The sequence below is a fragment of the Woronichinia naegeliana WA131 genome (assembly GCA_025370055.1).
Taxonomy (GTDB): Bacteria; Cyanobacteriota; Cyanobacteriia; order Cyanobacteriales; family Microcystaceae; genus Woronichinia; species Woronichinia naegeliana.
Genome location: CP073041.1, coordinates 4740026 through 4753273, shown reverse-complemented (window position 1 = coordinate 4753273; position 13248 = coordinate 4740026). Strand labels below are relative to the sequence as shown.

Genomic DNA, 13248 nt, shown 5'->3' with positions numbered 1-13248 from the left:
TCTTTTCCTTCATCAACTAAAGGTCACACCCCTTTACAATAAGCTCGATTCGCTTTTGTTCGATAGATTTTATCCACATGAACCGATTCCGGATAACATCCTGTTTCCCTTTTATATTCTTCTATTCGCGCTTGTAAATCTCCCGATTCGTTGTAATTATCCCAACTTAATTTGTCTAAGAAGACAAAGCCATTCACATTACTTGCCGATATTTTAGCTCCAAACTCTACTGCTTTTCCCGCTTTTCCACGCACTATTGGACGCACGTGAGGTTGGCTTACACTCACAATTCTGTTTTCTACTTTATTTGTCTTTTTTTCATACATTTCTAACTGTTGCTCATACACTTTTCCTATCGTTACAAGCTCTTCTTGCTCTTTTTTCGTTAGTTTTTCTAACTTTGCTCCCTCTTCTATCATTTTTTCTATATCAGACAAGTTTCTTTTTATATATCCTAGTTGTTTTTTTGTTCCTTTTCTTCTTTCTTTTTTTGACACACGACGTTTTTTTGCTATGGCTAAGTACTCTTTTCTTGCCACTTCCCTATAAGTCCTCGGCTTTTCTTTCCTTTTCTCTTTTATTTCTTCATACAGCTTATCTATTATTTTTTCTGTTTTTTCTCTGGCATCATTCAATATTCCTATATCCGTTGGATATTTTATATCTGCTGGTGTACAAGTCGCATCTAACAATAACTTTCCTTCATTTTCTTTTTTTTCTGACGCTACACCCGTCGCTTTTTTTTCTATTTCTTTATTAATTTTATTTATTAATTCCATTCCTATTTTTTTACGAAAATGAACCATCATTGACGCATTAAATGCTTCTTTGCTACTATAGCTTTCCATTCCTATAAAGTACTGTAAATAAGGGTTCTCTTTTATTTGTTCTACTGTTTCTCTGTCACTTTTTCCTGAAATTTCTTTGATAATTAATGCTCCTAATGCCATTCTAAATGATTTGGCTGGGGCTCCTTTTTTTTCTGTGAAGTTTTTTGCATATTCTTCCTCATATTCTTCCCAAAGAATCATTTTTGACATTTCTATCCAACGATTTTCTTCGTCTAACTGCCCGCCGAACAGATTTTTCAAGTTTTCTGGTGTTTCAATTGAGTACTGTTGCTTTCGGTACATCTGCTTTCTCTCTTCTTAATGCAATGGTTTTGAGGCATTCTACCCTATTTTCGTGCATTCTAGCGGTTCTTAATTCGCCTACTATTTTTCTCCGTAAAGGTCTCAGCTTTTTTCAGCAAGCCCTACTTAGCCATAGCAAAAAAACGTCGTGTGTCAAAAAAAGAAAGAAGAAAAGGAACAAAAAAACAACTAGGATATATAAAAAGAAACTTGTCTCATATAGAAAAAATGATAGAAGAGGGAGCAAAGTTAGAAAAACTAACGAAAAAAGAGCAAGAAGAGCTTGTAACGATAGGAAAAGTGTATGAGCAACAGTTAGAAATGTATGAAAAAAAGACAAATAAAGTAGAAAACAGAATTGTGAGTGTAAGCCAACCTCACGTGCGTCCAATAGTGCGTGGAAAAGCGGGAAAAGCAGTAGAGTTTGGAGCTAAAATATCGGCAAGTAATGTGAATGGCTTTGTCTTCTTAGACAAATTAAGTTGGGATAATTACAACGAATCGGGAGATTTACAAGCGCGAATAGAAGAATATAAAAGGGAAACAGGATGTTATCCGGAATCGGTTCATGTGGATAAAATCTATCGAACAAAAGCGAATCGAGCTTATTGTAAAGAAAGGGATATAAGAATGAGTGGTCCCCGATTGGGAAGACCGCCGAAAGAGGTGAGCAAAGAAAAAAAGAAAGAGGCACGCTCAGATGAAAGAGTGCGTAATGCCATTGAGGGTAAATTCGGACAGGGAAAGAGGAAATTTAGTCTTGGTCGAGTGATGGCCAAACTACCTGAGACCTCGGAAACGGTAATTGCGATGAACTTTTTGGTAATGAATCTTTCTACTTTACTTCAGAAGACAAAAAGTAAAAAGTTGTAGAGTCGTTTTTCTTGTGAAAAATGGTGTTAATTTTCCTCTCTTTTGTGAGGAGTGATTTGTGTTGACCTTTTTAGACAGAAAGGAACAATAGATTAAACAAAATCTGTATTTTGATTTGTTTCCATAAGGATAAGTTATCTATGCTTTTTCAGTCCATACTTCCCTAACCCACATTTCTTTCGTTTTTTGACTTTTTCAGCAAGCCCTATGTAGCAGAATTTGAGGGACTTAATCTTGAATTAGGAGAGAAGGGCAAGAGTGGCATCCTTCAATCAATGGCGAGTAGAGCAACTTTTCTCAGTGACCCCAATCATCGAATTGTTTTTCACTTCACACCGAAGCATTGTTCATGGCTCAATCAAATTGAGATTTGGTTTGGTATTTTAATGCGTAAGTTACTGAAACGAGGAAATTTTCTCAGTCAAGATGATCTAAGAACGCAAATTCTTGAATTCATCGACTATTTTAACCGCACTATGGCGAAGCCCTTTCGATGGACGTATCGGGGGAAGGTTTTGGCTGCTTAAATTTTATAGCACCCAAACTTACGCCTTGGACTACTAGCATGGTTACTTATCCAACGTTTCGCCGCATTTTGCTCACAATCTTGCTTTTCAGACCCGTCTTGAGGGGTGATAAATTCAGGGGGTAAGGAAAAAACTGATTCATGGTCTGGGGAAACAATCACGGGCAATAATGCCTGATGGAAGTAGGTGACTTTTCCCTGTTTTGACGTTTTGGTTGAACAGCATGGACAATTTACTTTTTCCGAACTGTAGTAATTTGTCCCATCCATTGCTACTAGAAGATTTCCCCTCAATATTTCATAGGCTTTCAAGAATCCCATGCTCCTCAATGCTTGGTAAATTAACCCAAACAAAGGGAATAGACTACTCGCTGCTACCCCATCCACAATGTTGCGAATCTGTTCTACTGTTGGTATTTTTTCTAGTCCAAACAAGCTCTGAGCATTATCTCGCCCACAACGGCTGTTAAGCTGACGTTGGTACTCTAAAAATGACTCATTTTGCATAAAAAAGGCGGCAAATGCCCCCAGTATCGCCTCTCTTAGACTATATTTCGTTGCATTACTAACCGAACGGGGGTCATCTATCTTCCCAATGACCTCGTTTAAACAGTGAACGATTCCGTCAAAACTTAGGTCGTTTACTTCCATCTTTCTCTCTGCAAAATCAGTAGACACTTTTCTCTTTATTCATAACTTCCTATAGGTCAAAGTTTTTCTGTCTCTATTTATACCATTTGAATTTGGAATTGCTGATTGATGACACGCCCTAGATATTCTTTCGGTTGCTCTCCCTTACTCTTCCAGATTTCTTCACCGATTTTTAAGGGTGAACCATCTGTATCTAAATATTTCAAGGCTTCTTTGCTGGCGATGCAACCTACTTCGTTTAAGCCTTTTTGAATATTTATTTCTGTATCCAACATTGAACGATTTAGTTCTAATGTTAGTTCTATTTTTATCTTTGAACCCTCTACATTAATTAGTTTTGCTGTCATCATTGTTTCCTCTTTGTCACTTTTCATCTCATGTTAACACTTTTTTTTCCCTCATCAACTAAAGGTCACACCCTTTTTAAGTCGATCGTTCCGACAAAACAAGAGAGCGATTTAAAATATCCTCAATGCCATACGGACAAATGGGCGGAAACTCTAATCCTGTCTCCCTAAAGGCATCGGAACAAGCAACAGCATAGAGTTTAAATATACTTTCATCTGTTAAATATCGCTTTAAACTGGGGCTATCGTCCAAATAGAGCCTAATGTTAGCCCGTTCCCGTTGAATAGTTCCCAGCCAACTGCGCGATCGCCGTTTAGGTTGATAGTCCCACTTTAATAAATGATGCAAAATTAATCTTAGACTACTGAGTAAGCGATCTCGCTCCCGTTTAGACAAATCCCGTACCTCTTCGACTAAATTCTCAATGTCTAACTCAGAAAAACGACCAGAGGCCAATAGATTTGCCATTTGTTCAGCCCAAAATCCATAGTCTTGCTCATAGGATGCTGTCATAGGTTTGTCTCCTTCTAAGCTCAATTAACATTATATTAATAATCGGCTAATAACGATCGCACTGGGTACATCCCGGATAAAATAGTACATAGAATCTGGGGTAAAATGGAAAAAAACTGATGAGCGAAAAAAGTATGTTACCGATTCCCCCAGAAGAAAAAGCACTGTTAAAACAGCATCTCACCGAATCAGCCCGTATCCTGCGCAAATATACGGAACCAGTAATTAGTCACAGCAATAAGTGGGGCTTAATTCTCATTAAGCCCCAAAAATACTAGAGAGGAAGAAAGTCATCAATGGAAGGAGGAGAAAGACCAGAGGAAGATAAAATAAGAGATAACTGTTCGACCGCACTTTTACCTTGAAGTCTCATGGTTTCAAGAAAACTAAACATCATGGCAACAAGTTGTCCGCCCCAATGACTTCTAGCACCGCCACTAACCTTACGATGAATAACAACAGGACGCAAGGCTCTCTCGGCATCATTGTTATCAGGTTTAACTTCAGGAAAAGTAAGAAAAGTAAACCAATCATGCCAATAACGTCGAAAGCGATTAGATAACAATTGGGAATCACTTGCCCATCCCGTGGGCGGCGGATTATCCAGAACCTCTTGAAGTTGAGCTTCAACTAGGGGTCGCTGTTGTTGTAAAGCTTCTAAGCTCAGTTTGCCTTGATGATAATCTCGATGGGATTGACGAGCTTGCTCTAGAATAGGAAAAACTCTCTGAGCAAAAAGTTTATTTTCAGAAAAGTGGGAAGTTTCCAAGGCCTTCAATTCCCGCCCAATATGAGCCAGACATTTCTGTTTATGCTGGGCATTTTGGCGATGGTAAGCCCCCCAACAGTCCGTACTGAGAAGCCCATGAAAATCTTTACCTAATAGGGAATGAACCTCATCGGAACTCCGGCTGGGAGCCAGAAACAAAACACAAACAGAGGAGGAAGTAGCCACCCACATCCAATAGTTAACCCCATTGACGCGATAGCTGGTTTCGTCCACACAACGGACTCCAGGCTCCTGTATGTAAGTCCACCACTGTTCATAACTAGGATACAAGCTTTCGCAAAACCATCGGTGCATTTTAGCTAAACTCCCTTGAGACAGAGGAATGCCAAAGACCGTTTCTACCAAGTATCGTTGTTTTAGCCAAGTCAAATTTCCCCCATATCCCAGCCATCCCACTAAGCTGGATAAGGTTGCACCGTAGCTAAAATCTTCACGACATCCCAAAGGAAGTGGGGCATAACCTTCCCAATCACATTTTGAGCATTGATACTTTTCCCTAACATATTCCCTTACCTCTACTGGTTTACTGACTAATTCAGCTATTTGATTTTTTTTGATGATAGTCTCCTTTTGCTTTTCCACTGACGCACCACATTTTGGGCATTTTTCCATCCTTAAATCTACTATTTCATCTACCCGACCAAACCCGTTTCTGGTTTTACCCACATGGTCGTACTTTGGACCTCTTTTTTTTCCTTTTTGACCGAAGGTTTTGGCGACTTTCTTTTTGTAACCGTCACTGCTTGGGGGCTGAGAGCTATTTTCACTCGTTCTTTGGTTGGGTGCGACCTTTAGTTGATAAAAGCTGTTGTAATCAGGGTTCTACAGGGAACCCATATTGATCAAGTTTTGCCCAAAATTGACTCCATCGTTCCTTGGTCAATACCAAAGCTCGTAGGCTCAAAATAATTCCTGCTCCTTTTTCCTTCCATCGCATCCCTGAACAACATAATCGTTGTTTGACCAACGTCTTACAAGCTGCTTCCGTAACACCTGAACCAATCGGATACTTTTTCTCTATGTATTCAGCATAATCCATTTGATGCTGATGATTCTCGTAATAAGTAATCGCCGCTTGTAGTTTCTCGGTAAGATTCTTAGAATGACTTTTTTCTTCTTTGACTTCTTTCATCAGATTTAGCAGTTCTCCTGCTTTTCCTTTTTCATGCTTGAGTTCTCGACAATTTTCAGTCAACCATTCTTTTTGTTTTGACACGGTATTCGGATGCAACGCTTCTGCCAAGGCACCTAAGTAACCAGAGGCATGATAGAAATCTAATATCTGTTCTTCCGTTTGCTTTTCTAAAAACTTCCAATTTGATTCTGCCCCGTCTGCTATCCCGACCAATGTTGCCTCTGGATAACGGTTTTTCGCTCGCTCAATTTCTCTTTCTAATCTTTCTAGAAAACTCTTTTTTCCATACTCTGGTGCCGCACCTAGATAGATTGTATGTTGACGTTCGCCTTCACTATCGTATAGGGAAACGGTTCCCACCATTGCTTCACGGTAGCCATCCTCACACATCAGCATACAGGTTCCATCTAATCCTATTCCCACTGTTGCAATTTGGCTATCCTCCTTGGGCGGGGCATAACTCCACGCTTCTTCTTTTGCCTGTACCACACTTCCTACTGCTTCACTCAATCTTTGGATATAGGATAGCGCTACTTTTCTACCATGATTTTCTAATAAATCATTTTTCACCTCTTTGCCTGCCATCCCTGACATTTTTGAGGATACCTGTTTTGCCAATAATGGCGTTGATGTTATGATTATCCTTGCTTCTCTTTCTAAGGGGCAATACGTTTTTCCTCAAAGGTGAACGCTGATATACATGACGATTCACTATAACCTCACCATAAGGTGTTTGATATTCTTTCGGTTGCTCTCCCTTACTCTTCCAGATTTCTTCACCGATTTTTAAGGGTGAACCATCTGTATCTAAATATTTCAAGGCTTCTTTGCTGGCGATGCAACCTACTTCGTTTAAGCCTTTTTGAATATTTATTTCTGTATCCAACATTGAACGACTGAGTTCTAATGTTAGTTCTATTTTTATCTTTGAACCCTCTACATTAATTAGTTTTGCTGTCATCATTGTTTCCTCTTTGTCACTTTTCATCCCATGTTAACACTTTTCTTTTCCTTCATCAACTAAAGGTCACACCCCTTTGGTTAAGCTTTTTCAGCTTTTCTTTCAACTTTTCTATCTCTTTCTTTAACTCTACCAATTCTTTTCTCAGCTTTTCGTTCTCTTCTTTTTCTTTCTGATAATCTTCATACCAATCTTTTGCCACTTCTTTTTGCCATGGCATTTTCACTTCTTCTTGGTTTAAGTCTGGAACTGGGTCTAGTTTTTTCATAGTCTCCCTATTCTAACCTATCTCTTTAACCGCCTTTCCTTTCTTCATTATTCTTTACTTTTTTCATTTGCTTCTCATTCTCAATAATTTCCTTCTTTATTGCGGTGACTAATTAGGGCTTGCTGAAAAAGTCAAAAAACGAAAGAAATGTGGGTTAGGGCTAAGTACAGGACAAAAAATGTAGGGAGTCGAGAAAAAGAGAAAAATTGGGTAGAGAAGGATTAAGAACAAGATGACGAAGATGGTCAAAACCAAGACGAAAAAGACTCTGCGCTAGGCGACCATGTTTCTTGAGGGGAATGGGATGAAGATGATGAATTGCTAGACCAGTTTTGAGAGACCAAGCCAAAGCTAAAGTCAGTAAAGCCAAAAGCTTACGAAGACGCTTGGGGTCAGTAAAGTGAGTAGATTCCAAGCAAAAGCCACGAGTCTTAAAGATGCCAAAAAGGGTTTCAATGCCCCAACGCAGGGCATAATCGTGAATAAGACCTTGGGAATCGGGATGTCCAATGACGATGAGTAGAGAATTATCAGGCAAGCGAAGAGCCTCTACAGAAACAGGATATCCCCAAACCCGACAACTCCCTTGAAGACGTTGAGATTCACTCTTTTGCAAGATGGGCAAAAATGACTTTGGCGGCCAAAAGCTTGCCATTGTGCTCAATCTTGTCCGTAGCCCGAATTCTCAGACAGAAAGCCAGTAGCGGTTCGAGCAGAAGATAGCGAAGCCAAGCCTGACCAATAAACTCACGGTCGCCACATAAACAACGAATCAGGGCGGTGGGAAAAATCTTGAGCATCTCCTCGATAAAACGCATTCGTTCATCACTGTTAGAATTGCCCTTTTTCTTGCTAAGCATCCACCACAAGATGGGAATGGCTACTCCTTCATGGACAATGCCGACAGTGAGGATATTATAACCATGACTGCCAAACTCCCAGGTTGTGCGGTCAATACTTAATACCCAAGGTTGAGGGATATCCAGCCAACTGACTACAATACGGGCAATGTGATGGTAATCCAGCTCAAATCCTGAGAAAAAGCGTTGTAAGCGTTTGTAATGAGAATCCACCAATGCCCGACCTTCAAAACCCAGAGCCAATTCTTTAAGGTTAACCGTTTTCACTTTGAGGAGGGCGAGTAAGAACAAGGCTAGGAAGGAGAGTCTGGCACCATGCCATCCCAAATGGGGTTTTAGGGCTTGTTTCAATGCGTTATATTGGTTCATGGGTTTTCTTACATTACGTTCATCTTCCATGAAACCCCTTTCTCGTATACTTTTCAAGCCTTTTGTCCTGTACTTAGGGGTTAGGGAAGTATGGACTGAAAAAGCATAGATAACTTATCCTTATGGAAACAAATCAAAATACAGATTTTGTTTAATCTATTGTTCCTTTCTGTCTAAAAAGGTCAACACAAATCACTCCTCACAAAAGAGAGGAAAATTAACACCATTTTTCACAAGAAAAACGACTCTACAACTTTTTACTTTTTGTCTTCTGAAGTAGAGTAGAAAGATTCATTACCAAAAAGTTCATCGCAATTACCGTTTCCGAGGTCTCAGGTAGTTTGGCCATCACTCGACCAAGACTAAATTTCCTCTTTCCCTGTCCGAATTTACCCTCAATGGCATTACGCACTCTTTCATCTGAGCGTGCCTCTTTCTTTTTTTCTTTGCTCACCTCTTTCGGCGGTCTTCCCAATCGGGGACCACTCATTCTTATATCCCTTTCTTTACAATAAGCTCGATTCGCTTTTGTTCGATAGATTTTATCCACATGAACCGATTCCGGATAACATCCTGTTTCCCTTTTATATTCTTCTATTCGCGCTTGTAAATCTCCCGATTCGTTGTAATTATCCCAACTTAATTTGTCTAAGAAGACAAAGCCATTCACATTACTTGCCGATATTTTAGCTCCAAACTCTACTGCTTTTCCCGCTTTTCCACGCACTATTGGACGCACGTGAGGTTGGCTTACACTCACAATTCTGTTTTCTACTTTATTTGTCTTTTTTTCATACATTTCTAACTGTTGCTCATACACTTTTCCTATCGTTACAAGCTCTTCTTGCTCTTTTTTCGTTAGTTTTTCTAACTTTGCTCCCTCTTCTATCATTTTTTCTATATGAGACAAGTTTCTTTTTATATATCCTAGTTGTTTTTTTGTTCCTTTTCTTCTTTCTTTTTTTGACACACGACGTTTTTTTGCTATGGCTAAGTACTCTTTTCTTGCCACTTCCCTATAAGTCCTCGGCTTTTCTTTCCTTTTCTCTTTTATTTCTTCATACAGCTTATCTATTATTTTTTCTGTTTTTTCTCTGGCATCATTCAATATTCCTATATCCGTTGGATATTTTATATCTGCTGGTGTACAAGTCGCATCTAACAATAACTTTCCTTCATTTTCTTTTTTTTCTGACGCTACACCCGTCGCTTTTTTTCTATTTCTTTATTAATTTTATTTATTAATTCCATTCCTATTTTTTTACGAAAATGAACCATCATTGACGCATTAAATGCTTCTTTGCTACTATAGCTTTCCATTCCTATAAAGTACTGTAAATAGGGCTTGCTGAAAAAGTCAAAAAACGAAAGAAATGTGGGTTAGGGAAGTATGGACTGAAAAAGCATAGATAACTTATCCTTATGGAAACAAATCAAAATACAGATTTTGTTTAATCTATTGTTCCTTTCTGTCTAAAAAGGTCAACACAAATCACTCCTCACAAAAGAGAGGAAAATTAACACCATTTTTCACAAGAAAAACGACTCTACAACTTTTTACTTTTTGTCTTCTGAAGTAGAGTAGAAAGATTCATTACCAAAAAGTTCATCGCAATTACCGTTTCCGAGGTCTCAGGTAGTTTGGCCATCACTCGACCAAGACTAAATTTCCTCTTTCCCTGTCCGAATTTACCCTCAATGGCATTACGCACTCTTTCATCTGAGCGTGCCTCTTTCTTTTTTTCTTTGCTCACCTCTTTCGGCGGTCTTCCCAATCGGGGACCACTCATTCTTATATCCCTTTCTTTACAATAAGCTCGATTCGCTTTTGTTCGATAGATTTTATCCACATGAACCGATTCCGGATAACATCCTGTTTCCCTTTTATATTCTTCTATTCGCGCTTGTAAATCTCCCGATTCGTTGTAATTATCCCAACTTAATTTGTCTAAGAAGACAAAGCCATTCACATTACTTGCCGATATTTTAGCTCCAAACTCTACTGCTTTTCCCGCTTTTCCACGCACTATTGGACGCACGTGAGGTTGGCTTACACTCACAATTCTGTTTTCTACTTTATTTGTCTTTTTTTCATACATTTCTAACTGTTGCTCATACACTTTTCCTATCGTTACAAGCTCTTCTTGCTCTTTTTTCGTTAGTTTTTCTAACTTTGCTCCCTCTTCTATCATTTTTTCTATATCAGACAAGTTTCTTTTTATATATCCTAGTTGTTTTTTTGTTCCTTTTCTTCTTTCTTTTTTTGACACACGACGTTTTTTTGCTATGGCTAAGTACTCTTTTCTTGCCACTTCCCTATAAGTCCTCGGCTTTTCTTTCCTTTTCTCTTTTATTTCTTCATACAGCTTATCTATTATTTTTTCTGTTTTTTCTCTGGCATCATTCAATATTCCTATATCCGTTGGATATTTTATATCTGCTGGTGTACAAGTCGCATCTAACAATAACTTTCCTTCATTTTCTTTTTTTTCTGACGCTACACCCGTCGCTTTTTTTTCTATTTCTTTATTAATTTTATTTATTAATTCCATTCCTATTTTTTTACGAAAATGAACCATCATTGACGCATTAAATGCTTCTTTGCTACTATAGCTTTCCATTCCTATAAAGTACTGTAAATAAGGGTTCTCTTTTATTTGTTCTACTGTTTCTCTGTCACTTTTTCCTGAAATTTCTTTGATAATTAATGCTCCTAATGCCATTCTAAATGATTTGGCTGGGGCTCCTTTTTTTTCTGTGAAGTTTTTTGCATATTCTTCCTCATATTCTTCCCAGGGAATCATTTTTGACATTTCTATCCAACGATTTTCTTCGTCTAACTGCCCGCCGAACAGATTTTTCAAGTTTTCTGGTGTTTCAATTGAGTACTGTTGCTTTCGGTACATCTGCTTTCTCTCTTCTTAATGCAATGGTTTTGAGGCATTCTACCCTATTTTCGTGCATTCTAGCGGTTCTTAATTCGCCTACTATTTTTCTCCGTAAAGGTTTCAGCTTTTTTCAGCAAGCCCTAAATAAGGGTTCTCTTTTATTTGTTCTACTGTTTCTCTGTCACTTTTTCCTGAAATTTCTTTGATAATTAATGCTCCTAATGCCATTCTAAATGATTTGGCTGGGGCTCCTTTTTTTCTGTGAAGTTTTTTGCATATTCTTCCTCATATTCTTCCCAGGGAATCATTTTTGACATTTCTATCCAACGATTTTCTTCGTCTAACTGCCCGCCGAACAGATTTTTCAAGTTTTCTGGTGTTTCAATTGAGTACTGTTGCTTTCGGTACATCTGCTTTCTCTCTTCTTAATGCAATGGTTTTGAGGCATTCTACCCTATTTTCGTGCATTCTAGCGGTTCTTAATTCGCCTACTATTTTTCTCCGTAAAGGTTTCAGCTTTTTTCAGCAAGCCCTAATTAAGCGTCAAGCTTATGGATTTGTTAACTTTGATAATATGCGAAGTCGCTTTTTAGCTTGCTTTTCGTGATAAGTTTTGATTATAACTCTTTATTCAGGAGAGCCTAATTCTAATGAATAAATTATAGCAAGCTTTTAACTCTTTTCTGCTTAAAATTGATGATTTATCAATTTATTAGCTCCAAAATATACGCTCCAAATTCGTCCTTTTTTCAATCTCTAATTGATGATGTTCTTAGATTGAATCCTAATCACACACTGTCTTTTTTTCTCCAAGACGAGTAACCCGTCAAAACCCACACTCTGTAAGGTTTCTGGGTTTCGTACTCATTCTTTTTGTGAGAAATGCGGGTTGATGACATTCTCTTTTCTCTCCACTTCTCTTTTCCTTTATTTTACCTCAGACACAAACTCTTGCGGAATCAGCATAATTATCTTTGAGTTACCAACTTATTCGCTAGAGTTGAATCTCATTGAAATTTTATAGCAGTTCATCAAGTATGAGTGGCTCCCCCTAGACGCTTACAAAGACTGGAAAACTTTTGTAGAATGTCTGGAAAAAATCTTAAGAGAAATTGGAACCAACTATGTAATTAATTTTGTCTAGCTACTTACCAGGCGCAGGAGAGTCACCAGAGGCCGGAGGTGGTGGAGCTAAGGCTGCAATTTCTTCCGGTGTTAGTGTTAGGATGACTTCTAAAGTCATACTAGTGCTTAATGTGTCATTCGGTTCTGCTTTAATCTGCACCTGATTATCTTTTTTGATCACTTTAATGGGAAAATCCGGTTTAACGAGATCTGTTTTAAGATCTTTCATGACAATTAATGGCTGTAATCGCTCTAAATCTCGGATCAAATTGTGAGTATTGCCAAAGGAACCTTTAAAAGTGACGAGAAAGGTTTGGCGTTTAAGTTTATTGTTAACGGTGGGCCCCAAGGAGCTATCTCCAACAATCACTGGATCTCCCTGGGGAGAAAAAGTCAAAAGACTGACCTTACGAGCTTGAAAGAGTTGACTTAAATCCAATAGCAATGTTTGTAAGTCATTACTATTGGCAAACAATCCTAGCACTTGAGTTTTACGATCCTCTGCTTGTTTTAACTTTAATTCTGCCTGGGCTAAACGACTCTCTAACTGACTGGCTTTTTGGGTATCGACTTCCTGTTGTTTGGCTGCTTCATCTGTTACTAACTTTTGATATTCATCCCAAGCTGGTAAGAAAAAGCTAAATAGAATGTAGAAGGCCCCAACAATACCCAACACCCCCAATGAAATACCGGTTACCCTTGGCGTAAAGGTAATCCCAAAGGCAGTCGGATAATTCTCATTACCCTCAAATTCAGAATCGAGAATGGTTGTTGTCGTATAGTCTTCGGTGAAGGTCATAATGGTCTT

General features: G+C 38.5%; 6 protein-coding genes and 9 pseudogenes. 3 read left to right on the top strand and 12 right to left on the bottom strand.

Annotated elements, in window-relative coordinates; translation table 11 throughout:
- Positions 1 to 32 precede the first annotated feature (32 nt).
- A pseudogene (locus tag KA717_23785) lies at positions 33 to 1133 on the bottom strand (IS5 family transposase).
- Positions 1134 to 1250: 117 nt separating this feature from the next.
- Here KA717_23785 and KA717_23780 point away from each other — a divergent pair.
- Positions 1251 to 2006 (top strand): annotated as a pseudogene (locus tag KA717_23780) (transposase).
- Positions 2007 to 2305: 299 nt separating this feature from the next.
- Positions 2306 to 2407 (top strand): annotated as a pseudogene (locus KA717_23775) (transposase).
- Between the two features lie 122 nt (positions 2408 to 2529).
- Here KA717_23775 and KA717_23770 read toward each other — a convergent pair.
- The 3 genes from KA717_23770 to KA717_23760 are packed head-to-tail and all read right to left on the bottom strand — an operon-like array spanning position 2530 to position 4044.
- On the bottom strand, positions 2530 to 3210 hold the full coding sequence (locus KA717_23770) for a hypothetical protein (protein UXE58983.1): 681 nt from the start codon (positions 3208 to 3210) through the stop codon (positions 2530 to 2532).
- A gap of 50 nt (positions 3211 to 3260) precedes the next feature.
- Positions 3261 to 3557 carry a hypothetical protein gene (locus KA717_23765; GenBank protein ID UXE58982.1) on the bottom strand — a complete coding sequence of 99 codons (297 nt, stop codon included), beginning with the start codon at positions 3555 to 3557 and terminating at the stop codon, positions 3261 to 3263.
- A gap of 49 nt (positions 3558 to 3606) precedes the next feature.
- Positions 3607 to 4044, bottom strand: a complete 438-nt coding sequence (locus KA717_23760) for a DUF29 domain-containing protein (GenBank protein UXE58981.1) — start codon at positions 4042 to 4044, stop codon at positions 3607 to 3609.
- Positions 4045 to 4163: 119 nt separating this feature from the next.
- Here KA717_23760 and KA717_23755 point away from each other — a divergent pair, with 119 nt between their 5' ends.
- Complete coding sequence (locus KA717_23755) at positions 4164 to 4322, top strand: hypothetical protein (protein ID UXE58980.1); 159 nt, start codon at positions 4164 to 4166, stop codon at positions 4320 to 4322.
- Here the strand turns inward: KA717_23755 and KA717_23750 are convergent.
- The 8 genes and pseudogenes from KA717_23750 to KA717_23715 form a co-directional block, all read right to left on the bottom strand.
- Positions 4319 to 5611, bottom strand: a pseudogene (locus KA717_23750) (IS66 family transposase). The gene KA717_23755 and the pseudogene KA717_23750 sit on opposite strands and share 4 nt — an antisense overlap.
- A gap of 37 nt (positions 5612 to 5648) precedes the next feature.
- Positions 5649 to 6930 (bottom strand): annotated as a pseudogene (locus tag KA717_23745) (ISKra4 family transposase).
- A 55-nt stretch (positions 6931 to 6985) separates the two neighbouring features.
- Positions 6986 to 7198, bottom strand: a complete 213-nt coding sequence (locus tag KA717_23740; GenBank protein UXE58979.1) for a hypothetical protein — start codon at positions 7196 to 7198, stop codon at positions 6986 to 6988.
- 160 nt (positions 7199 to 7358) lie between these two features.
- Positions 7359 to 8427 (bottom strand): annotated as a pseudogene (locus KA717_23735) (IS4 family transposase).
- A gap of 268 nt (positions 8428 to 8695) precedes the next feature.
- A pseudogene (locus KA717_23730) lies at positions 8696 to 9771 on the bottom strand (IS5 family transposase).
- A gap of 224 nt (positions 9772 to 9995) precedes the next feature.
- Positions 9996 to 11333 (bottom strand): annotated as a pseudogene (locus KA717_23725) (IS5 family transposase).
- 123 nt (positions 11334 to 11456) lie between these two features.
- Positions 11457 to 11725: pseudogene (locus KA717_23720) on the bottom strand (transposase).
- A gap of 734 nt (positions 11726 to 12459) precedes the next feature.
- A complete protein-coding gene (locus KA717_23715) occupies positions 12460 to 13239 on the bottom strand; it encodes a pilus assembly protein (GenBank protein ID UXE58978.1) in 780 nt (259 codons plus the stop codon).
- Positions 13240 to 13248: the final 9 nt, after the last annotated feature.